The organism is Weissella halotolerans DSM 20190 (assembly GCF_000420365.1).
GTDB lineage: Bacteria > Bacillota > Bacilli > Lactobacillales > Lactobacillaceae > Weissella > Weissella halotolerans.
In genome coordinates this window covers 122,924-145,576 of record NZ_ATUU01000004.1, presented here as the reverse complement: position 1 = coordinate 145,576, position 22,653 = coordinate 122,924, and the positions used below count along the sequence as shown (strand labels likewise).

Sequence of the window (22,653 nt, the reverse complement as noted above, 5' to 3'; positions counted from 1 at the left end):
ACGTGTTACTCACCCGTTCGCCACTCCTTGTATAGTTCTACGTCAGTATTGAGCAAGCTCTCTAAATCAGTAGAACGACAAGGCGTTCGACTTGCATGTATTAGGCACGCCGCCAGCGTTTATCCTGAGCCAGGATCAAACTCTCATTTTGAGAATTTGAGTAGTACTCAAATTATGTTGTTGTTTAACAGATGTTAAACGAATTTACTAGCGAATTGACTTCGCAAATGTTTGCACCACATACGTGGTGACCCTACACATTTGTTATATCGAAACGATATTCAGTTTTCAATGATCTACAAATTGTTGACTGCTTTAATAGCGACAACAGAAATTAATTATACACGTTTCAAAATAGATGTCAACACCTTTTTGAAATTAATAATCCGATGACTTGCGTCCCTTCCCAATCAACATTTATTACTATAAACCATCTCCGAACGTTCGTCAACTACTTTATTTATTTATTTTTTTACGAACATTAAAAAAGGATCATTGCTACTAGCAATGATCCCATTCCATGCTTATCTAAAATAGTGCCAATTGATTTTGATCAGGCATTCCCGTTAGCACCCCATTCTCTTCAAAAAATTCCATTAAGGATTTAGAGATACCAGCGCGTTGTGCTAGGTCCTCTTTAGAGAGGAACTCGCCTTCTGCCCGTGCCGCTACAATTCGCTTTGCAACGTTGTCTCCTAGACCAGGCACTACATTAAATGGTGCAATCAAGGTCTGCCCTTCTATAATCCATTGCTCAGAATCAGACTTATAGAGGTCAACCATACTAAATTTCAGGCCACGTTCTAGTGCCTCATTGGCAATTTCCAAAACAGTTAATAGGTCTTTATCTTTAGCTGAAGCATCATTTCCCATGTGCTTAATTTCTTCTATCCGTGCCTTAGTAGAATTTAATCCCCTCGACATAGCTACTATATCAAAGTTCGTCGCACGAACCGAAAAATAGGCTGTGTAATAAAGAACTGGAAAGTAGACTTTAAAATATGCAATCCTAAGGGCCATCAGCACATAGGCAGCAGCATGCGCCCTTGGGAACATGTATTTAATCTTAAAGCAGGATTCGATATACCATTCTGGAACACCAGCTTCACGCATTTCAGCCTGATACTCGTCTGAGATTCCCTTTCCCTTACGAACTTTTTCCATGATTTGAAACGCAGACTCAGGCTGTACGCCGTAATTAATCAAATCGGTCATAATCTTGTCACGGGTTCCAATAACGGTACCAATATCAGCCACACCTTGTTGAATCAATTCATCCGCATTACCCCGCCACACATCTGTACCATGCGACAATCCTGATATTTGCAATAGCTCAGAATAGTTTTTAGGATGTGTTTCTTCTAACATGCCCCGTACAAAGGCCGTTCCAAACTCAGGAACTCCTAAGGTGCCAGTCTTGGAAAAAATTTGTTCTTCTGAAACGCCAAGCGCTTTAGGAGAAGTAAAGAGACTCATAACACCAGGATCATCCATTGGAATTGTCGTAGGATCAATTCCAGATAAATCTTGTAAGGCACGAATCATGGTTGGATCATCGTGTCCTAAAATATCCATCTTCAAAATGTTGTCGTGGATTGAATGGAAATCAAAATGCGTCGTCTTCCAAGTCGCTTCAGTATCATCAGCTGGATATTGAATCGGAGTAAAATCATAAATTTCCATATTATCAGGCACGATTAAAATTCCTGCGGGATGTTGGCCAGTTGTTCGCTTAACACCAGTGGCCCCCAAGGCAAGCCGATCAATTTCAGCCCCTCGTAATGTTAACTCATTTTCACGCTCGTAAGCCTTTGCATACCCATAAGCAGTCTTATCTGCCACAGTAGCAATGGTTCCAGCACGAAAAACATTATTCTCTCCAAACAATGATTTCATATAGTTATGCGCATAAGGTTGATAGTCACCAGAAAAGTTTAAATCAATATCAGGAACTTTATTCCCCTTAAATCCTAAGAAGGTTTCAAAGGGAATGTTATGTCCATCCCCAATCAACAAACTCCCATCAAGTGGACTGTATTTATCAGGTAAATCATAGCCAGACTCATACTGTCTTGGATCAACAAATTCAACATAGTCACCTTTAACGCTTCGATAATGTGGTGGCAAAGCATTCACTTCCGTCACCCCAATCAAAAAGGCCACCAAAGAAGACCCAACCGATCCACGGGAACCAACTAAATAACCATCTTTATTTGATTTAGCTACTAGCCGTTGCGCCACTAAATAAATGACTGAGAATCCATTTGAAATAATCGACTTGAGTTCTTGCTCAATTCGGGCCTCAATAATAGTTGGTAAATGGTCGCCATATAAGAGATGTGCAGTGTCATAGGTCCGCTGTCGAATTTCTTCCTCTGCTGTTGGCATATTAGGTGGATAATTCCCCGTTTTAATCGCTTCAACATCATCAATCTCATCTGCAATTAACCGCGTATTATCAATGACCAGTTTTTTGGCCAGGTCAGGTCCCATCCAGGCAAAGTCTTCTAGCATTTCCTGGGTCGTTCTAAAATAAACTTTAGGTAAACTATGTCGATTTAATGGATTAGCTCCTCCTTGTGAACTGATCAAGACTTTACGGTAAATATCGTCATGCGGGTCTAAATAATGGACATCTCCCGTGACAACGACTGGTTTACTTAACCGTTCCCCAATCTCAACCGTTTGTTGCATTAATTCTCGCAGGCGGGCTTCATCTTTAATCAGTTCACCCTCAATTAGTGGTACATAGTCTGCTGACGGGTGAATCTCAATATAATCATAATATTTTGCTATATCCGTTGCCTGGCCAACGCCCTTTTGCATTAATGCTTCCCAGAATTCGCCAGATGTATCACCGGTTCCAACTAAGAGTCCCTGACGATACTTGTTAAGCAAGGATCTAGGAACCCTTGGCACCTTATAAAAATAGTCGGTATTAGCTGCTGATAGCAACTTATACAGGTTTTTGACGCCCTCTTGATGCTGCACTAGCAAAGTAGCCCGGTTAGGCCGTCCATGCCGCCATGCAGCATTATCCTGCATATGATCGTTCAACTGATCAGCAAACGTAATCTGATAGCGTTTGGCTGCGTCTGCTAGAAACAAGTGGTTCAAATGACCTGTTGTTTCGGCATCATAGATAGCCCGGTGGTGATGTTCCAAAGAAACATTAAAATGCTTAGCTAATGTATTTAACCTGTAGGATCGCATATTCGGATACAAGAAACGTGCCAAGGTCAAAGTATCAATAATGACATTGGGCAAGGTTGGATAGCCATAGTGAACCCGTGCTTCGTTAACGAAGCCCACATCAAAAGTCACGTTATGACCCACTAAGATTGCATCCGCACAAAAGTCATTAAAAGCTTTGATGACCTCTTCTTCTGTCTTAGATCCCCTAACATCAGCATCCGTAATTGACGTTAAATTAACCGTTGTTTCGCTAAGGGGAAATCCAGGATCAATGAACTCTGAAAATTCGCCAATAACATTGCCTTTTTGCATTTTAACGGCTGATAGCTCAATAATCTTATCGTAGGCTGCTGACAAACCTGTGGTTTCAATATCAAAGACTACATAAACAGCATCGGCTAATGCAACATGTTGTGGGTTAAAAGCAATGGGTTCGCCATCCTCAACTAAGTTCACCTCAACACCATATAACATTTTAATCCCGTACTTAGCAGCTGAACTGGCTGCCTCAGGAAAACCTTGTGCGCCTGCCGTATCTGTGATGGCAATTGCATCCATCCCCCAGTCAGCCGCCCGCTTAACATAATCGCCGATACTATTAGTTGCATCCATAGTCGACATAATACTATGCGTATGCAATTCGACACGCTTATCCCCTTCATAGGTATCTTGACGTTGCGCATGCTTAACTAAGGTTAAATCATAGGCCATCATGGTCAAATCCCTGACATAATCATCTTGTTGAATAGGTCCGCGGGCCTTAATCCAAACACCAGGCTTAATCCGCTCAAAAAAGGCCTCATCATCTTCATCACGTGAGAAACGCTTTACGATAAACGAACTCGTATAATCCGTTACTTTCATCGTTAATATTTGACGGCCCGATTTCAACTGTCTAACTTCAGCATCAAATACATAGCCTTCTATAACAACTGACCGTTCCTCATCGACAATCTGATCCATCTTCACAATCTCTACATCATTCCCAATTTTACGACCAAGATTGTTACCAGCTTTGCCCTGATTAGCGTTTCGATGCTGATGTTGTTGCTCTAGTTGGACTTTAGCCTGAGAAACCATATGTTGTTCCTGTTGTGCCTTTTGTTGTGCTAATTGAGAGGCTGAGACTGCTGCCAATTGTTCATCTACCTGCGGCACAAAACTTAACGCCTGCTCAACACCTAATTGTTGGTACAATCTACGAATAACTGCTAAACCCTGTGTCTGGGCATAATTTGCCCAAGCTTGATTATCAAAAAGCACCTGAATTTGGGTTCCCTGTACCTGTAGTTTTGCATTAGCAAACGCTCTTTGCAAAGCTCCTCCATTCTTAGCTGCTTCGGCAATTACCCAAGGCCAGTAGGCCAAAATAGTTGTCATAGTAGGGGCCGTTTTAAGAGTAAGTTGAAAGTCCACTCTGGCAATCCCAGTAAAGGCACTTTGTAATCGCTCTATAAAATTACTAAAAGTTGCTAAGTCTGGTAAAGCAGTCAGGGTTAGCAGGAACTGCCACTTTTTAGACTTCTTATGAACAACTAATTTATCTAATTGAGCATTTTCAAAGCCAGCTGGGCATTGTGTATACTCTAACTGCTGCAATAAAACTTGGAACTGCTCACGCGCATCCAAAGCCATTCATTATCTCCTTTATGTCAGTCATTTATCAGATTCGCATACTGCTAAGAAGCAGTTGATTTAGTTAAAAAATAGCTAAAAAACCAGCCACTGTTTTTCAGCCACTGGTTACTTATAGCAAATTTTTAAACTTCTGGATGGTTATCCCCTAATAAAATGCCAAGGGTGTTAACCAGCTCTTCACTACGTACCTCGATGCCATCCTCAGCCTGGCGCAACTTCACTTCAACAATTCCTTCTTGGGCCTTTTTACCTACCGTCACCCGGACTGGTAGCCCAATTAAGTCAGAATCCTTAAATTTAACCCCTGGACGTTCTTTTCTATCATCCAAGAGAACTTCATATCCAGCTGCTTCCAACTGTTGTTCCAATTGATCGGCCAAATCTTTTTGTAGCTCATCAGTGTACTTAATCGGTACGATATGCACGTCCCAAGGGGCAACTGCTTTTGGCCAAGCTAACCCATTTTCATCGGCATTTTGTTCCGCAATCGCTGATAGAAGTCGTGAAACACCAATTCCATAAGAACCCATAATGACATCTGTTTGTCGGCCATTAGCATCTAAAACTTGGGCCCCCATAGATTCTGAATAACGCGTACCTAGCTTGAAAATATGCCCAATTTCAATACCACGAGTGAATTGTAATTGACCCTTACCGTCAATGGCTAAGTCCCCTTCTCGTACCGTTCGAATATCAGCGACTTGATCGATTCTAAAATCACGTCCCGGATTAGCATTTAAGTAGTGGAAGCCGTCTTCATTGGCACCGACTGTTATGTTAACCATATCCGTAACCCATTCATCAGCTATGATAGTTACATCTTCACCTACCGCAACTGGACCTAAGGACCCAAAGTTGGCCCCAATAATACGCTCTGCCTCTTCTTCAGTCGCCATCCGTAGTTGATTAGCTCCTAAAAGATTTTGCACTTTGACTTCATTAATATCAAAATCTCCACGCACCAACAGCAAGATTGGCTGGTCGTCAGCATACATAAAGATTGTTTTAACTAGGTCAATGGGTTCCTTTTGCAGGTAATCTGCTAGTTCCTTAATTGTTTTGACTTCCGGTGTTGCAATTTTTTCTAACGGTTCTTCAGGTGCATGTGATTTATTAGGCTGATAAAAGTCCTTTGCCATTTCTAAATTGGCTGCATAGTCAGACGCATTTGAGTAGGCAATAATATCTTCACCCGCTGCGGCCGGTGCTGAAAACTCCTTAGAGTCAGAACCACCCATCGCCCCAGCATCACCAACAATCACTCGATAATCAAGGCCAACTTGATCAAAAATAGCGGTAAAGGCTTGCTCCATCTGCTCATACGCATGATCCAATCCAGCTTGGTCAACTGAGAATGAATACACATCAAGCATGGTAAACTCACGACCCCTTAAAAGCCCAAAGCGTGGCCGATCTTCATCCCGGAATTTGGTTTGAATTTGGAACAAAGTTAACGGTAGCCGTTTATAAGACTTAATGTCATCACGAATCAAGGTTGTCATAGTTTCCTCGTGAGTAGGCCCCAAAATCATATCCCGATCATGCCGGTTCCTTAATTTAAACAGGTTAGGACCATAGGTTTCGTAACGACCAGATTCTTGCCACATTTCAGCTGGCAGGAGAACTGGCGTTGCCATTTCAACCGCATCGACTTTTTCCATCTCCCGCCTAATAATCGCGTTAACTTTATTAAGCACTCGTTGTGCTAATGGCAAGTATGCATATACCCCGGCCGAAACCTGACGAATATAGCCAGCACGCACCATCATTTGATGTGAAATCACCTCTGCATCAGCAGGGACCTCACGTAAGGTTGGAATAAACACCTTTGATTGCTTCATTTTTTATTAAACCCTCATTCTTAATTTATGTGTCCCATATGTACACAACCGTTTACCATTCATTTTACCATAACCTATGAGGCGCCATTACAGCAATCCACATATTAGTTACCAGTCATCCATTAGTTTAGTTAATAAAATAGCGTAAAATATCATTTCCTGTTACAAGGACCATCAAAACCACAAGAACCAAGGCGCCAACAACTGTTAGAGCAACTTCAATTTTTTCAGAAACTGGATGTCCAGTAATCGCTTCGATTCCATTCATTACTAATTTCCCACCATCTAGGGCTGGGATAGGTAATAGGTTCATCATCCCCAAGTTTATGGATAACATCGCAGTAAAGGCAACAATGCTTAGTAAACCATAATCACTAGCCTGCTCAGTTGATTTATAAATAGCAACTGGACCTCCCAGTTTATTCAAGGAAAAGTCTTGCACCAGATTTACAATTGCCCGCCAAATTTGTAAGGCTGCTTGACCAGTCGCTTGAAAGGCATACTTTAATCGTGCCCCCAGTGCCGTCGTCGTTGCCGGCATAATACCGATTTGACCGATCTTGTTGCCTTGAATTTCTACTGCTTGCGGTTTGACCACTGCCTTTTTGCTCTGATGCTGTCGCTGATAGGTGAGAACCAGTCGTTTGTTTTGAGCCGGTTGAATTTTACCCTGTAACCCTTGCCAAGAAGTCACTTTTTGCTGGTTGACAGCAGTAATGGTATCGCCCGGCTTTAATCCAGCTAGTGCAGCTGGAGAGTCTGGTCTAACCGCCTTAATTGTAGTCGTCGTCACCCCAGGTAAAGCAAATGCTAATCCAATAAACAAAACCAAGGTTAAGACAAAATTGTTAAAAGGCCCCGCAAAATTAATCAGGGCACGCTGCCATAATTTAGCTGACTGAAACTGGGTGTCAGCTGGTGCAATCAATACTTCAGTCCCATCAGCTTCAATCATGGTAGCATCATGATCGACTGCCAGCTTAACCAACTCCTCTTCGTTATCAGACCAGTAGCCCTGTAGGTACAAGTCATTTACCAGGTCCGCATCATCAATGATAAAGGGGCGTCCACCCACCAATTCTACCTGATCAGACTGATTAATCCGGGTTACCAACCCATCCGTTTCAACCACAGTAACTGTCATTCCAGGACGTAAGCTATCACTTTCATCCTCACCACGTCCAGCCATCCGTACATAACCACCTACTGGCAAAATACGCAATGTATAGGTTGTTCCATTCTTCCGCGTTTGAAACAACTTTGGTCCCATTCCAATGGCAAATTCACGGATTCTGACACCCGCTTTTTTGGCTACATAAAAGTGCCCAAATTCATGCACTAAGACAATTAAACCAAAAACTACGATAAAGGCTATCAATGTTTTCATATTTTCTCCGTTACCTTGCTTTAACTCAGGTCTTTTCACTAATCTAGTTAATCTTTACATAGGTTAGTATACAGGAAAAGGCATTTGAACGATTACGTTCCAAACGCCCCCCTAATATTTCTTACTAAAGTTATATCATTTACTAGGTTCTAAAAACCGCCTAGGAGGTAAAAAACAGGGAAGGCAATCAGCATCGAATCAAATCGATCGAGAATACCACCATGTCCCGGTAAAATATCTCCCGAATCCTTAACCTTATAAAACCTTTTTAATGCGGACTCAATCAAATCACCAAGTTGACCAGCTATTGATAAAATAAACGCAATCAGTACCATTAAACTCCAGTTATAACGTTGTGGGAAAAAGTAAACATAAATAGCAGCTACTAGAACGGCTAACAAGGTTCCACCAATTGATCCTTCCCAAGTCTTGTTTGGACTAATATGTGCAGCCAGCTTATGCTTACCCAGCTTGCGTCCCACCATGTAGGCACCAGAGTCTGTAACCCATACAATGAGTAAGACGAAGAACAAGGTCGTGATTCCTTCAGCCCGTGCTTGCACTAGCATATGAAAACCAATCCCGACATACATCATTGCTAAGGTAAATACCCCTGCATCTTCAAAATTGAATTTATTCTTTGCAACCACTGTGTGGACCAACATCAACAAGACAAAAATATAAAGGAGTGACGACCGGTGTAAGACGACCGGCGTATTGACAGTCTGCCAAAAGGCATCCGGAATCGTCATCACAACCGCTCCCACCATTGCTAAAATGGCCCCAAAATCAATTAATAAGGTGCGTCGCATTAACACAATCTCACTCGTTGCCACTAAGGCTAAAGCTGCTGCCAAGGCTTGTATCCACCAACCACCAGCTACTACCATTGGCACAAAAATGGCTAGGGCCACTATGGCCGTGATTACTCTTATTTTCATGAATTAGTCTCCTTCACTTGGTTATCTTTTTCTTCCAACCCGCCGAAACGTCGATGCCGGCCTTGATATGTTTTTAATGCACGTTTAAACACCTCACTGGTCACATCAGGCCAATGTTCATCAATAAAGACAAATTCACTATAAGCCAATTGCCACAACAGAAAGTTTGACAACCGTTCCTCACCGCTAGTACGAATTAACAAGTCAGGATCACGATATGGACTAAGATTGGCCGTCATCAACTCATCAGCAATCATTTCTTCAGTAATATCGCTTGGTGCTAATCCACCAGTCGCTACTTTTTGCCCCAAGGCTTGCATAGCTGTTGTCAGCTCAGCCCGTCCACCGTAGTTTAAGGCAAAGTTTAAAACCATCCCTGTATTGCCCGCGGTTTGGGCAACAGCTTTTTGAACTGCTACTTGAGTGTCGACAGGCAGATCATTCAGATAGCCCATCACTTCTACTCGTACGTTCTGCTCAATTAATTCTGGCACAAAGGTATCAAAAAACTTGCCAGGCAGTTTCATCAAGAAACCCACTTCGGTTCGTGGCCGTTTCCAGTTCTCTGTTGAAAAAGCATACAAGGTCAACACTTTAACCCCTAATTGACTGGCCGTCTTCGTAACCTCTTTTACAACTTCCATACCACGTTGGTGTCCAAAAATGCGTGGCTTATTCTGTTGCTTAGCCCAACGCCCATTTCCATCCATAATAATGGCAACATGGGCTGGGATTCGATTTAAATCCAGTTCTATCTGGGTAGTCGTTTTTTTACCACTTGCTTTGCCAAATTGCATTATCTTTCCTCCGCCTATCATTAGGCCTATGCACTAATTTAACCGAAATACGCTCTCGGTGGACTAGTTTGATAGCTCAGTCAATCCATCAGCCAAAATAGCCTCAATGGTATCAACAACTCCATTATGGTTATTATCATTTAGCGCCTGGGTAGCAATCCGCTTATGCATAAAAGGAGCCGCATTTGGCATCACAAAAGGGTGCTTTACATAACGAAGCATTTCTAGGTCATTATCATTATCACCAAAGGCAACCATTTCCTCAGGCTTGATCTGCCATAATTTCGCCAATTCAACCAACCCTGTTTTTTTATTGACTCCTGGTGCTAAAATATCAACTGATCCAAAGCCTGAACCCGTTGTATGCAATTCATCACCAAAGGCAACCCTTAATTTCTTAATATGTTCTTTCACATCCTCATGTTCATCCCAAATTAATGACACTCGGAAAATATCATCGTTAACATCTAAGAATCGTTCAACTTGATAAACATTAGGGTAGAAAAGTTTCGTCATTCTAATCATGTCATCAGTTGCGTGATTTGACACGTAAGCCCCATGAATACCTGAAAGAATGATCATATTGGCAGTTAATCCATTATGTTCTTTATTCCACTCTAAAATTCGTTTAATTTGATCACGGGTCAAGGTTTCCTTTGCTAGGATTTGCCCTTGGTCAGACACCAGTGCACCATTATCAGAAATATACGTAATCTGGTCAGGCCCAACTGGCTTAAAATAATCTCTTAATTTGGAGTACTGATTGCCACTAGCCGCGACAAAACGAATGCCGCGTGCCTGCATTTCATCCAACAATTGTCGCAATTTGGCTGCGTCATAAGTTCGATCATCTCGCAAAAGCGTCCCATCCATATCAGTTGCAATTAGTTTAATGGTCATCATTTACCCCTTCATTCTTTTTAAAAATTACTAATTTACTCAAAGCATAGTTACTTACAATGACAAAAACCTGGGATAAGATATTCCAGATAAAGTCATTCTGCTGTAAGACATAAACACCAAAAAGTACGATAACGTAGCCAATCACGCCAGTCGCAATCCGGGCTAGACAAAAAGCCACAAACTCATGCCAGAGTTCAGTAACGGAATGGGCACCACTTTCAAACACCCAAACCCGATTGGTCAGATAAGCAAAAATAACTGATCCTAACCAAGCGATGCTATACTTGACCGTCACAGGTGCATCAACTAAGCCCAACAACCAATACAAGGCAATATTGATAACCGTGGTTAAGCCCCCAAAAATTAAATAAAGTAATTGTTCTTTGTACTTTTTGTATAAGTCACTAATCGCTAGCATAAGTTCCTCTTTATTTAGCATATGTTTTGTCTAAAACTACAACAGGTAATTATAACAATAATGAGCGTAACGAAAGTAAGTTTGCTACAATATTAAGAGTAAGTTTATCACTTTTTTATTTACTGGACCTAAAATAGGTCTTATTCAGCATTATTTTAAACGTAACGAGGTTGGTCATGAACCAAGAATACGAAGAAAGCCTGGCCCGCCTGAACCGGCTAAAACAAACTCCTAATCAAAATGCTAATGCTGCCCTAGCAAACAATCAATCGGTGGACCACATTTCATCACGGACCATGTGGATTTCCCTACTTTTAACAGTCGCTTCAGAACTGGCAATTTGGTGGATTTATCCGCTCATTTATTCTAAAAACCTAGCTGGTGGTCAATGGCAACAGAACCCGCTTTTAGTGACCTACACCATCATTTTAGCCATTGCTATCTACTTTTGCATGGGGCAGGGATTTTTCCGCTGGTTAAATCTACTCATTGCATTAGTCCCCTTAGGCTTTTTATACTTTTTGTACGGTCAAATGTCGATCCAACAAATTATCTTATTAGGTCTGTTACCTTTGACATTAATTCTTATTAATATCACCTGGCTCAACCTACAAAATATGCTTGGCTTAATTTTATTTGCCGGTGTTGCCACCTTAAGCATTCCCGTTGTGATTTTTTACCAACAAAATACTTTCTTAACGCTTCCTTTTCTTACCAGCCTACTCCCCCTTTTTCTCAGTTACCTCTACTATATGAGCAGTATTTTCATCCCAAAGGGTCAAAAGAAGCGGGTCATTTCTTTATTTTTCGGTATTGTTTTTTTGCTAGATGTTTTAACTTTACCTTGGAACAGCTGGACCTTATTAGCTATCGTCTTGATTGTTTTTACTTGGATGATTTTAATTAATTTGAGTCTAAAGGCTAAATATCGCCTGAGTTTCTTATCCTTTTTACAAATGATTACCATTCTGGCCATCTTCTTACAACAAAAATAAGTAGAAAAGCAACTTCATTAAACAGTTATTTTCGACTAAAAACAAAACAGCCCTGCTAATCAGCAGGGCTGTTTTGTTTTTAGTTTTAATCGCTCGTCGATAACACACGGACCGCCTTCAAACTACGAAAATGTTCTTCATAGTCCATTCCGTAACCAACCAGAAACTCATTGGGCACTTTTGCACCAACGAAATCAGGGCGAATTCCGCCATCTGTAGGATGTTCTCTTTTATCCACCGCAACTGCAACATAGACCCTTTTGGCCCCCCGTTGAATAAAGTCATCCTTTAGATAACGCAGTGTAAGTCCCGTATCAATAACTTCATCCAAGAGCACCACGGTACGCCCCTTAAGGTCTGTATGCACATCCCGTTGGATTGTTATTCGACCAGTTGAAGCGGTACCCACATAGCTAGATACATCAATGTAATCCATTTCGACGTCGCGGTCTAAGGCTCGTAAAAGGTCAGCCATCCAAATGTAGGCCCCTTTCATAACACCAACAAAAACCGGCCGTTCAACTTCAGCTAATGTAAGACGTAGCTCCTCAGCTACCCGTGCAACCATTTCTTCAATGTCACTTGGCGATAAGACTGTTCGCTCTAAGGTCATCTTCATAGACGTTATTTATCCTCGTGCCAAATATCAAAAAGGACATTGGTTTGTTCATTAGATGGGCCAACTGCAAAGGTGTACAAGGGTACCCCAATTAACTCCTCTACTCGCTTTAGATATCGCTGTGCATTCACAGGTAAATCTTCGCGCCGTTTAACCTGCGTAATATCTTCCTGCCAGCCTGGCAACTCTTCATAGACAGGCTCAGCTCGTCTTACTTCAGCCAAACTAGCTGGATAATGTTCAATCCGTTCTCCATCTAAAGTATAAGCAACCGCAATTTTTACTACCGGCAAACCTGACAAAACATCTAAGGAATTTAAGGCTAGGTGTGTAAAGCCACCAATCCGAGCGGCATGCCGCAAGACGACGGTATCTAACCAACCAATCCGCCGTGGCCGGCCTGTCACCACGCCATACTCATGACCTGTTTCTCGAATTTGATCGCCAGTTTCGTCAAACAACTCCGTTGGGAAAGGCCCATCACCAACACGTGATGTATAGGCTTTGGCCACGCCCACGACTCGTTGAATCTTTGTTGGACCAATACCAGCACCAATCGTTGCCCCACCCCCAACAGGTGATGACGACGTAACATAAGGATAGGTACCATGATCAATATCCAGCATGGCTCCTTGTGCCCCTTCTAAGAGGACCTTTTTGCCACGATCTAAGTAGTCATTAATAATCACGGTAGTATCGGTAATATATGGCTTTAAAGCCTGACCATAATTGTAAAACTCTTCAACCAGTGGCTCCAGGTCAAATGGCTGCTGACCATATATCTTTTCTAATAATTCATTCTTTTCGGCCAATACGGTCGTTAAACGTTCACGTAAAATGTCTTCATTCAATAAATCTACCACGCGGATACCAGTTCGTGCTGCCTTATCCATATAGGCTGGCCCAATGCCACGACCAGTTGTTCCAATCTTACCAGCGCCCTTTTTAGCATCTGCCAACTGATCCATCAAAATATGGTAGGGAAAAATAACATGCGCCCGATCTGAAATTCGTAGGTTATCTGTTGTGACCCCTTTATCTTGAATACTCTTCAATTCAGCTAATAGGGCTTTCGGATTGACAACCGAACCATTTCCAATCACTGCTAGGCGTTCAGGTTTAAAAATACCTGAAGGGATTGAAGATAGTTCAAACTTTTGGCCGTCAACATAGATTGTATGTCCAGCGTTGTTACCACCTTGATAACGGACAACCATATCTGCATCTTGGGCAATAAAATTCGTTATTTTACCCTTTCCTTCATCGCCCCATTGACTACCAACCACTACGATTCCTGACATCATTTTTCTCCTTATCGCCATCTGGCTTTTAAACAGTTATCGATTGCACGCAAGCTAGGGGTCTCTGTTCTGATATTTACTCCCCTTTGCGCAATCCTTATCTAGTCTACCAGCAAAAAGTTAGTTCTTCAATCCCAAATCAACATATTGTTCGTTAAATTTTCTTTATAAGTGAATATAATAAAGTAATGTTCGTATTTAGGATTGACTTGGCGGTTCCGGCTATTTACAATATAAAGATGTTACAAATTACTTAACCCACTATTTTTCATCTGGAGGATGTCATGCACGCTATCGAGAAGTACTTTACTTTCGAGACCCTTGGTACCAATTTAAAAACAGAAGTTATTGCTGGTCTAACGACTTTTGTTTCCATGCTTTATATTCTATTTGTAAATCCTTCCGTGCTGGGCGCTGCTGGAATGGATAAAGGGGCCGTCTTCACTGCCACCGGACTGACAGCTGCCATTGCTACCATCTTTATGGGCATTGTTGCACGCTACCCAATCGGGATTGCCCCAGGCTTAGGTGTTAATGCTTTCTTTGCTTATTCAGTTGTGATTGGTATGAAGGTTCCTTGGCAAACTGCCATGGCCGGCGTCTTAATTGCTGCCTTAATCTTTCTTTTATTAACCTTTTTCAAAATTCGCGAAACCATCATTAATATTATTCCACAAAATTTAAAAATAGCGATTGCAGCTGGAATTGGCCTATTTATTACCTTTATCGGCTTAGTAAATGCAGGGATTGTTACTAAAAACGAAGCAACTATGGTTGGGCTAGGCCATCTTACATCACCCACAACATTATTAGCCATTTTTGGGTTGGTAATTACCATCATTTTAATGGCCCGTAAAGTACCAGCTGCCATTTTTATTGGTATGGTCATCACAACCTTAGCGGGTATGCTAACTGGTCTCATTGCTTTGCCAAATCACTTAGTTGCCTCAGTGCCTTCCTTAAGCCCTACCTTTGGCGTTGCCTTTAACCATCTGTCCGAGATTAATTCCCTCCAATTATGGACGGTGGTCTTAACCTTCCTGATTGTGACCTTCTTTGACACTGCCAGAACCATGATTGGTCTTGCCACCCAGGCTGGTTTCATGAAAAATGGCAAGATGCCACGCGCAGGTGCGGCCCTCATGTCTGATGCAGTAGGAATGACGGCTGGTGCAATCTTAGGTACCTCCCCTACCTCAGCATACGTTGAATCTTCAGCTGGAATGGCTGTCGGTGGTCGGTCTGGTTTCACATCTGTCATTACCGGCTTCTGCTTCTTATTGGCGCTCTTCTTCTCACCACTATTAACCGTCATCACCTCCCAGGTTACAGCACCAGCCTTAATTGTTGTTGGTATCTTAATGGCCAGCAATCTACGTGATATTGATTGGGATGACTTAGCCATTGCGGCGCCAGCCTTTCTGATTGTCATCGGTATGCCATTGACCTATTCAATCTCTGATGGAATTGCCCTTGGCTTCATTTTATATCCAATTATGATGATCGCAACTAAGCGTGCTAAGCAGGTCCATCCTTTGATGTATGTAATGGCCGTAATCTTTTTGATTTTCTTATTTGCAATTAATCGTTAGACAAATATCGGAATACAAGTCCGCTCTACAGGAAGTAAAATCCTATAGAGCGGGCTTTTTTATTTAGCTGTCCTTATTCTTTCCTGCCCCCCTCTTACCATCATCTCTTTCTTATCTAAGCTCATCAAACTAAAAATAGAATTATTTTCAGTCATAATACTATTTTGAACTAAAAAAAGAACCAGCCTCACTAGCTGGTTCTCTTAATATCGTTATGCCTGACTATCTACTGCTGAATCTTGACTTCGACTTTCAAACTCTGCCTTTAACGTTGCCTGTTCCTGCCGATAAAGTTGGCGAGTCTTTTCAGTCAACCCTGGTTCTAATTGATCCAAGGTAGCCCCCAAGGTTGCCACCGCTTTTTGGTAGTCATATTCATGTTCATAGTAATACCGCGCCTGTTGCGTGGCTTCTCGTACTGCTGCTTGATCTTGATAGCGTGAAGCTTGTCGCACTAACCGCTCTGTAATGGCCGCTGCCTCTAACACCGCCTGTGTCTTTTCTTCTAACGTATCTAAATCAGCAGTCACAATACTTGACTGGCGTTGCACATCATCAGCATTGACCCGTGAAGAATCTAATTGTTGTTCTAGTCGACCCAGTTCATCAGCAACTACATAAAACTGATGCAGATACTCATTTGGCAAACCTGCCAGACCTTGACGTTCAACCATACGTTGAATTTGGCGCATTTTTTCTTTTAATAAAACAACCCGCTGTCTAGTCTGACTGACAATTTTTGGTAACAAAGCTAATTCTTTAGCTAGTGCTGTTTGCTCTTCCTCAATCCGCGCCAAGTGGGCACGTAGCTCTTTTTGAGGTGCAAGTAACTCAGAAAAAACCACTTCATGCTGTCCAATTTTATTATTCAACTCCGTCAGGCTGGTACCCACTTGAGCCAACTCTGTTCGCCAGCGTTGGACCTGGCCCACTTCGTTTTTACTAAAAATAAAGTCCTGTGCTAGTCGATCCAAGTCAATCATTAAATCATGATTCACTTTACGATCAGCAACCAGATAAGTTTGCAAGCTTTCCCCTTGCGCAAATACCTTTTGTGCTGCTAATGCTTCATTATCAAAGGTCTCGTACAAGTGGTCTGTTTTTTCTGCTAATTCGTCAAGCTTAGCTTGTACTTTCTTTAGCGTTAAAGCAGCTAATAAATCAAGCGCAATCCCACGCTCTTTTTCCAGCTCAGCTAAGTAAGCTTCTACATCAAAGGTAAACTTAAATCCACGCTTGTCTAATTCTTGGTAAGCTTCCTTAAGCTCCTTAAATTGATCTGGCAATGTTTCTTCTAACGTTTTGTCCAAATCCGGAATTTGGGCCATCCGTTGTTCCAACTGGGGCGTTTCCATTCCTAAAGTTTCATAAATCTTAGCTGCAGCCGCATGATCACCCGCTTCAGTTAAGCGGGCAAATTCTGCAAATTCATCTTCCAAAGAACCCAAAACTTCTTCCAATTTATCGATGGCCGGCCCATAACTAAAGCTCTCAGCTAGCAATTGTTTACGCAAGCCCTGATAAGCTACTTCTAAATCCTTAACCGCCTGTTTATGGGCGATATCTAACTGCTCCAAATCCTTTAAGCCCTGATTGACAATATCAATCACAGTTTCCGCATCACGAATCTGCTGTTGTAATTGTTTAAGCCCTTGGCCGGATTTAACAAAGTTCAATCCTTGAGAATCATAAAGAACTTGATTAGCAGCTTCATCAATGGCCGCAAAACCTGTTTTCTCTAATTGCTCATACTTTCGTTCTAATATCTGAAATTGCTGTAGGGACTGTCCCGTCAAACTCAATTGACGTCCCTTTACAAGCCGATCACGCATGGGAATCTCAGTGAGTTTTTCTTTTTGTTCCACAAGTTTAGCTACCTTGTGAGCAGTTAAACGTTGAGAGACAAAGATAATCAGGTAAATAGCCGCTGACACGACAATTAAACCAATGACAATATGTCCTATTTCTGTCATACTCAATCACTTCTGGCGAACAGCGTCGCCAAACTCCTTTTTCCCAGAATTAACTAGTACTAGCCTATCACGGCTCAGCCTGGAATATTGTTTTTTAGAGTGGCTTTTAGTCTTATTTGGGTTTCTTTACTTTTTTTTAACCGAATTCAGCCGGTTAAATAAAAAAAGAGACTCCAAAGAGTCTCTTTCTTAAAACCATTTGTACTAAACAGTCGTTTATCCCAAACGGTTGTAGTATTCAACGATTAGTGCTTCATTGTAATCATGATCCAATTCTGAACGCTCAGGCAAACGAATCAAGCTACCAGTCATTGTATCGCGGTTAAACTCAACAAATGGCAAAGTACCTGCTTGACCATCCAAAGCAGCTTGGATGTATACATTGTTACGTGACTTCTCACGAACTGAAATTTCTTGGCCAACCTTAACTTCGTATGATGGAATATCAACGCGCTTTCCATCAACTGTAATGTGACCGTGGTTTACCAATTGACGGGCTTGTTGACGAGTTGTCGCCAAACCTAACCGGTAAACAATGTTATCCAAACGACGCTCCAACAAGGCCATGAAGTTGTCACCGTGAGTTCCCTTACGGATACGACCAGCCTTGTTAAAGAGGTTGTGGAATTGACGCTCAGTCAAACCATAAGTAAAACGAACCTTTTGCTTTTCAGCTAATTGAACGCCATAATCAGATGGCTTGCTCCGACGACCATTACCATGGTCACCAGGTGCATAAGGGCGACGAGCAAGTTCTTTACCAGTACCTGACAATGAAACGCCAAGACGACGTGACACACGGTACTTTGGTCCAGTATAACGTGACATATAGATGTCCTCCAGAATTTTTTAATTTGTTGAATTCTAGAGAATTGCCTCGCATTCGTGCAGTTAACCCAAACGTTCGCCGCTGCAGCGCAGTTACTAGTTCTTTTCTCTGCCATTCTTGAAACAGGTCGGTTAATTGTTGACGAGCTTGCGGACAATCCGCTGCAGTTTCCAACACAGACTCCATCCTACCAAAAAACAGACCCATTGGCAAGCAATGAATCTGTTAACTTAGTGTTCTAAATAAAATTCAAACCGCGCACCGACATATTGGGTACGGACATATTCAAAGGGCTGTCCATGTTGATCAAGGGTTACTTGCCCCAAGGACAAGACCGGATCTCCGCGATCTATCTGCAAATATTGAGCAATGCGCTCCACCGCTGCTCCTGCCGTCACCCGTTGTTGGGCCTTTCCCACCTGAATGTCTCGTTGGTCAGCTAAGGTTCGATACAGGGAATCAGTCAAATCTTTGCGAGCTAAACCGAAAACCAGTTTTTCAGGTAAGGTGGCAATTTCATAGGCAATCGGCTCACCATCGCCATACCGAATACGTTCCATCCGTAATACTGAATCACCATCTGTGAGTTTAAGGTGTTGAACTTCCGCATTAGTTGCAATCCCCGTGTAGTAAGCAATCGTCTTAGATGTTGCCACCTTTCCTGCAGCTGTCATTAACTCAGTAAATGAAGAGATGCCATTTAAACGTTCCTGCACCTTTTGCTCTGCCACGAAGGTACCTGCCCCTACCCGACGTTCTAACAATCCTTCATCCACTAAGAGCATAATAGCCTGTCGTAAGGTCATTCGCGACACTGAAAATTCTTCAGCTAAATCACGTTCAGCAGGTATTTTATCACCCGGTTGCCATTTTCCACTCGCAATTGCTTCAGACATATCATCATGTATTTGAATATATCTAGCTGCTTTCATTTAAATCATTTCTCCCTTAGGTGCATCCGCTTTAGTAAAATGACGCCCTTGACTATAAGTACCAGCCAAGTCAGTTAAATCAGCACTGAAGACATTTAGGTCAGCATCCTTGCCTACTGCTAGGGTACCTTTTTTTGACAAACCAAATTCACGGGCTTGGTTAACTGAAGCCATCTTAACTGCTTCTTCAATGGAAGCACCAGTAAAGGCCATCATATTCCGGAAGGCATCGTCAAATTCTAATACAGAACCAGCTAAGGTTCCATCAGCTAAACGTGCCTGCTTGTCCTTTACCCAAACTTGTTGACCACCTAACTCTGACTCACCATCACCTAGCCCCTTGGCTCGCATCGAATCAGTAATTAAGTCAATGCGGTCAGCCGTCTTTAACTTAAACGCTAAATTAACCATATCCGGCTTAATGTGATAGCCATCAACAATCATTTCAGTATAGATTTCATCTTCTAGCATAGCATGGCCCGTAACTCCTGGCTCACGATGTTTCATGGGCCGTTGTGCATTGTATAAGTGGGTAATATGTGGCGCCCGTACATTATCTTTCAAGAAGTCACGAGTTGCGTTTGAATGACCAACAGACCCAATAATATGATGATTCAATAAGTAGTCTTCAAAAGCGTGAATATCCTCTGCCTGTTCAGGGGCATAAGTAATTAAACGCACTCGATTACCTGATAATTCATTCCACTTAGCAACCAATTCCTTTGAAGGGGCGATAATGTATTCTTCTGGTTGAGCACCTTTAAAATGGGGATTGATAAAGGGCCCCTCGAGATGAACACCCACAATAGCTGGTTCGTCTTGCGCCGCCTCGTTAATTGCCCGCATAGCTTGATCAATATGCTCAACTGATTGGGTCATCGTCGTTGGAAAGACAGACGTTATGCCTTCGGTAATTTGTCCCCTTACCATTTGCTTAATATCTTCTGCCCTACCATCCATTGTGTCAAAGCCATAGGCACCATGAGTATGAACATCAATGAAACCCGGTACAATTACTTGACGATCAGCTCGCTGAATATCATCACTAGCCTGTGGTCGAAAATCGCGCATTGATCCCAAGCTTTCAATCTGTTGACCAAAACGGATAAATCCCTCATGAATAACTGGTTGTCCTTCTTCGCCGGTGTAAATTGTTGCATGTGTCAAAACAGTACTCATTTTCTTGCCTCCACTTGATTCACTTAACGTTCACATCTTTCATTATAATGGTATAGTCCAATTTTAGCAAGAAAAAAGAGTGCAGCTTAACACTGTCACTCTTTATAAATTATGAAATACCAAGTTACCTAGTTAATCTGCTGATAGAGCATCAATTGGATTCAACTTTGCAGCTCGTCGGGCAGGCAAAAGTGCAGCCAAGAAGGAAATAACTAAGGCCAAAGCAAAGGTCCAACCAATGTTAGCAGGCTGAATTTGAATCATATCAAACTTAGCAATTTGATAAAGGGCTAGATTAATTAAATAACCCAAGCCAAAAGCTAATCCCGTAGCAAGAATAGCCGATAACAAGCCTAGCAATAGCGATTCACTCGTAAATAGGCGTCGTATGTCACGTTTAGATTCACCCAGAGCCCGCAAAATACCAATTTCCTTAGTTCGTTCAGCCACCGACATAAACATACTAACAATAATCATCAGGGCCGATACAACTAATGAGATACCCGCAATAGTAGCGAGCACATTCGTTGCTAAGTCAACAATCGTATTTATCTCACCTAAAATCGAGCCAGCTGTCACTGCTGTGAATTCTCGCTGGTGCTTAGCATTCTTTAAACCATCAATCTTCTTTTGCACTTGATCAACATGCTCACGCTGGTCAACTCGAATAGTCACAAAGGTTGGGTCAGCCATTGCTTGCCCTTCTTGCAAGGCCGCTTTCATGGTTGCTGTGTTCATCAGGTTTAACGCACTTTTATCATAATCAACCACGCCAGCTATCCGTACTGTTTTAGTTAATTTAACGGGCATCCCCTCTTTATTCACACTGGTCCAGTTTAAGGTAACCTGCTTACCGACTACTGACCGCCAATCCTTAGTGCTATATTTCTTAGCGACGGTTTTCTTATCTACCGCAATTTCATTTTTACCAGGAATGGTTCCGGCCTTGATAATCCGCTTCTGATAATCACTCGACCAATTTGAAACGTTGGCCATATTGATTGTTTTAGAACCTAACTGGTCTACCTGAACATTTTGAAACTGGTAACCCGGCTGGATTTGTTTAACATGTTTAACTGAACGGAGTTGTTGTATTTGCTGATCAGAAAAGCTTCCTAATTGTGGATTTGTTTGTACTGCTGACGCCTGATCATCAGGAATGTAACGCATAACATTTACTGATTGTGGGTTAATAAAGGTGTTAATCTCCTTATCAATATAAGCCTTCACCCCATTACCCAGGCCACCAAACAAGAGAACCGCAAACAACCCAATTGCCGTTCCTAAAACAATTAAAAAGTTTTGCCAAAAATGATACTTAACATGTTTAAAAGCATTCTGATAACTTACCCAAGCTGGGAGCGGCCGAGCTTCAATTTGGCTTGGTTCACCTGGAACCGGGTAAGGTGGCCGCAGAATTTGATCATCGTCAATTTTACCATCTGCTAAGTGCACAATGCGCGTACCCGCATGGGCCACCTCTTGTGAATGTGTGACCGCAATAACTAATTTCCCCTGGGCGGCAATTTGATTCAAAATTGCCAAAACTTCCTTTGTATTTTCACCATCCAAAGCCCCAGTTGGCTCATCAGCAATAATAATTGCTGGGTCTTTTGCCAAAGCCCGGGCAATCGCTACTCGTTGTTTTTGCCCCCCCGATAACTGACTTGGATATTTTTTTGCCTGATCGGCTAGGCCCACATCCTTTAGTAAAGTTCGTGCCCGTTGTTCGCGCTCCTCACGGGTCAAATTTGTCATATCAAGCGATACCAGAACATTATCCAATACCGTCAAATGGCTAATTAAATTATAAGACTGATAAATGTAGCCAACAGTTGCCCGTCGGTACTCATCTAATTGCTTTTCCTTATGATGATCTAACACTTGACCATCTACCGTTACAGTTCCTGAAAAATTACGATCCAGGCCACCAATAATATTCATTAGGGTCGATTTTCCACCACCCGACTCACCCAGGATTGAAACAAATTCCCCTAAATTAAAATCTAAACTAATTCCTTTTAATACCGGAATGGTTTGATCACCGACGTAATAAGACTTATAAATATCTCGTAAACTTAAAAAAGCCATTTTTTCCTCCAGTCAATGTCCT

Annotated in this window: 16 protein-coding genes and 1 rRNA gene; 2 read left to right on the top strand and 15 right to left on the bottom strand. The window is 42.1% G+C overall.

Going from position 1 to position 22,653, the window contains the following annotated elements; all coding sequences use genetic code 11:
* From G414_RS0106215 to G414_RS0106180, 8 genes are all read right to left on the bottom strand, one after another.
* Window positions 1-151: ribosomal RNA gene (locus G414_RS0106215) — 16S ribosomal RNA — on the bottom strand; the annotation flags it as partial.
* Between the two features lie 377 nt (window positions 152-528).
* A complete protein-coding gene (locus tag G414_RS0106210; protein ID WP_022791959.1) occupies window positions 529-4,830 on the bottom strand; it encodes a PolC-type DNA polymerase III in 4,302 nt (1,433 codons plus the stop codon).
* Between the two features lie 125 nt (window positions 4,831-4,955).
* The gene (locus tag G414_RS0106205; protein WP_022791958.1) at window positions 4,956-6,674 is read right to left on the bottom strand and encodes a proline--tRNA ligase; all 1,719 of its coding nucleotides are present in this window, start codon (window positions 6,672-6,674) and stop codon (window positions 4,956-4,958) included.
* A 127-nt stretch (window positions 6,675-6,801) separates the two neighbouring features.
* The gene (gene rseP / locus G414_RS0106200; RefSeq protein WP_022791957.1) at window positions 6,802-8,061 is read right to left on the bottom strand and encodes an RIP metalloprotease RseP; all 1,260 of its coding nucleotides are present in this window, start codon (window positions 8,059-8,061) and stop codon (window positions 6,802-6,804) included.
* 149 nt (window positions 8,062-8,210) lie between these two features.
* Complete coding sequence (locus tag G414_RS0106195) at window positions 8,211-9,002, bottom strand: phosphatidate cytidylyltransferase (protein ID WP_022791956.1); 792 nt, start codon at window positions 9,000-9,002, stop codon at window positions 8,211-8,213.
* Entirely contained in the window at window positions 8,999-9,799 is an 801-nt protein-coding gene (locus G414_RS0106190; RefSeq protein ID WP_022791955.1) for an isoprenyl transferase, read from the bottom strand. Before G414_RS0106190 ends, G414_RS0106195 begins: the two co-directional genes overlap by 4 nt.
* A gap of 63 nt (window positions 9,800-9,862) precedes the next feature.
* The gene (locus G414_RS0106185; RefSeq protein ID WP_022791954.1) at window positions 9,863-10,699 is read right to left on the bottom strand and encodes a Cof-type HAD-IIB family hydrolase; all 837 of its coding nucleotides are present in this window, start codon (window positions 10,697-10,699) and stop codon (window positions 9,863-9,865) included.
* On the bottom strand, window positions 10,689-11,120 hold the full coding sequence (locus G414_RS0106180) for a GtrA family protein (RefSeq protein WP_022791953.1): 432 nt from the start codon (window positions 11,118-11,120) through the stop codon (window positions 10,689-10,691). The genes G414_RS0106185 and G414_RS0106180 overlap by 11 nt, the downstream gene beginning before the upstream one ends.
* 176 nt (window positions 11,121-11,296) lie before the next feature.
* On the opposite strand from G414_RS0106180, the gene G414_RS0106175 reads away from it, so the two are divergent.
* On the top strand, window positions 11,297-12,115 hold the full coding sequence (locus tag G414_RS0106175; RefSeq protein WP_022791952.1) for a hypothetical protein: 819 nt from the start codon (window positions 11,297-11,299) through the stop codon (window positions 12,113-12,115).
* Window positions 12,116-12,200: 85 nt separating this feature from the next.
* On the opposite strand, the gene G414_RS0106170 is transcribed toward G414_RS0106175, so the two are convergent.
* Window positions 12,201-12,734, bottom strand: a complete 534-nt coding sequence (locus G414_RS0106170) for a phosphoribosyltransferase (protein ID WP_022791951.1) — start codon at window positions 12,732-12,734, stop codon at window positions 12,201-12,203.
* 5 nt (window positions 12,735-12,739) lie between these two features.
* On the bottom strand, window positions 12,740-14,035 hold the full coding sequence (locus tag G414_RS0106165) for an adenylosuccinate synthase (protein ID WP_022791950.1): 1,296 nt from the start codon (window positions 14,033-14,035) through the stop codon (window positions 12,740-12,742).
* Between the two features lie 284 nt (window positions 14,036-14,319).
* On the opposite strand from G414_RS0106165, the gene G414_RS0106160 reads away from it, so the two are divergent.
* Entirely contained in the window at window positions 14,320-15,627 is a 1,308-nt protein-coding gene (locus G414_RS0106160) for an NCS2 family permease (RefSeq protein ID WP_022791949.1), read from the top strand.
* Between the two features lie 212 nt (window positions 15,628-15,839).
* Here the strand turns inward: G414_RS0106160 and G414_RS0106155 are convergent, their stop codons facing one another.
* The 5 genes from G414_RS0106155 to G414_RS0106135 form a co-directional block, all read right to left on the bottom strand.
* The gene (locus G414_RS0106155) at window positions 15,840-17,600 is read right to left on the bottom strand and encodes a septation ring formation regulator EzrA (RefSeq protein WP_022791948.1); all 1,761 of its coding nucleotides are present in this window, start codon (window positions 17,598-17,600) and stop codon (window positions 15,840-15,842) included.
* 216 nt (window positions 17,601-17,816) lie between these two features.
* On the bottom strand, window positions 17,817-18,428 hold the full coding sequence (gene rpsD, locus G414_RS0106150) for a 30S ribosomal protein S4 (protein ID WP_022791947.1): 612 nt from the start codon (window positions 18,426-18,428) through the stop codon (window positions 17,817-17,819).
* Window positions 18,429-18,659: 231 nt separating this feature from the next.
* A complete protein-coding gene (locus G414_RS0106145; protein ID WP_022791946.1) occupies window positions 18,660-19,361 on the bottom strand; it encodes a GntR family transcriptional regulator in 702 nt (233 codons plus the stop codon).
* Window positions 19,362-20,540, bottom strand: a complete 1,179-nt coding sequence (gene nagA, locus G414_RS0106140; protein ID WP_022791945.1) for an N-acetylglucosamine-6-phosphate deacetylase — start codon at window positions 20,538-20,540, stop codon at window positions 19,362-19,364.
* Between the two features lie 132 nt (window positions 20,541-20,672).
* Complete coding sequence (locus tag G414_RS0106135) at window positions 20,673-22,631, bottom strand: ABC transporter ATP-binding protein/permease (protein ID WP_022791944.1); 1,959 nt, start codon at window positions 22,629-22,631, stop codon at window positions 20,673-20,675.
* Window positions 22,632-22,653 lie beyond the last annotated feature (22 nt).

Excerpts from the sequence above, each read along its gene's own strand:
- G414_RS0106190 (WP_022791955.1), bottom strand. The coding sequence starts at position 9,799 with ATGCAATTTGGCAAAGCAAGTGGTAAAAAAACGACTACCCAGATAGAA.
- G414_RS0106175 (WP_022791952.1), top strand. The coding sequence starts at position 11,297 with ATGAACCAAGAATACGAAGAAAGCCTGGCCCGCCTGAACCGGCTAAAA.
- nagA (WP_022791945.1), bottom strand. The coding sequence starts at position 20,540 with ATGAGTACTGTTTTGACACATGCAACAATTTACACCGGCGAAGAAGGA.
- G414_RS0106205 (WP_022791958.1), bottom strand. The coding sequence starts at position 6,674 with ATGAAGCAATCAAAGGTGTTTATTCCAACCTTACGTGAGGTCCCTGCT.
- rpsD (WP_022791947.1), bottom strand. The coding sequence starts at position 18,428 with ATGTCACGTTATACTGGACCAAAGTACCGTGTGTCACGTCGTCTTGGC.
- G414_RS0106135 (WP_022791944.1), bottom strand. The coding sequence starts at position 22,631 with ATGGCTTTTTTAAGTTTACGAGATATTTATAAGTCTTATTACGTCGGT.
- rseP (WP_022791957.1), bottom strand. The coding sequence starts at position 8,061 with ATGAAAACATTGATAGCCTTTATCGTAGTTTTTGGTTTAATTGTCTTA.
- G414_RS0106155 (WP_022791948.1), bottom strand. The coding sequence starts at position 17,600 with ATGACAGAAATAGGACATATTGTCATTGGTTTAATTGTCGTGTCAGCG.
- G414_RS0106160 (WP_022791949.1), top strand. The coding sequence starts at position 14,320 with ATGCACGCTATCGAGAAGTACTTTACTTTCGAGACCCTTGGTACCAAT.
- G414_RS0106145 (WP_022791946.1), bottom strand. The coding sequence starts at position 19,361 with ATGAAAGCAGCTAGATATATTCAAATACATGATGATATGTCTGAAGCA.
- G414_RS0106195 (WP_022791956.1), bottom strand. The coding sequence starts at position 9,002 with ATGAAAATAAGAGTAATCACGGCCATAGTGGCCCTAGCCATTTTTGTG.
- G414_RS0106165 (WP_022791950.1), bottom strand. The coding sequence starts at position 14,035 with ATGTCAGGAATCGTAGTGGTTGGTAGTCAATGGGGCGATGAAGGAAAG.
- G414_RS0106180 (WP_022791953.1), bottom strand. The coding sequence starts at position 11,120 with ATGCTAGCGATTAGTGACTTATACAAAAAGTACAAAGAACAATTACTT.
- G414_RS0106185 (WP_022791954.1), bottom strand. The coding sequence starts at position 10,699 with ATGACCATTAAACTAATTGCAACTGATATGGATGGGACGCTTTTGCGA.
- G414_RS0106210 (WP_022791959.1), bottom strand. The coding sequence starts at position 4,830 with ATGGCTTTGGATGCGCGTGAGCAGTTCCAAGTTTTATTGCAGCAGTTA.
- G414_RS0106170 (WP_022791951.1), bottom strand. The coding sequence starts at position 12,734 with ATGAAGATGACCTTAGAGCGAACAGTCTTATCGCCAAGTGACATTGAA.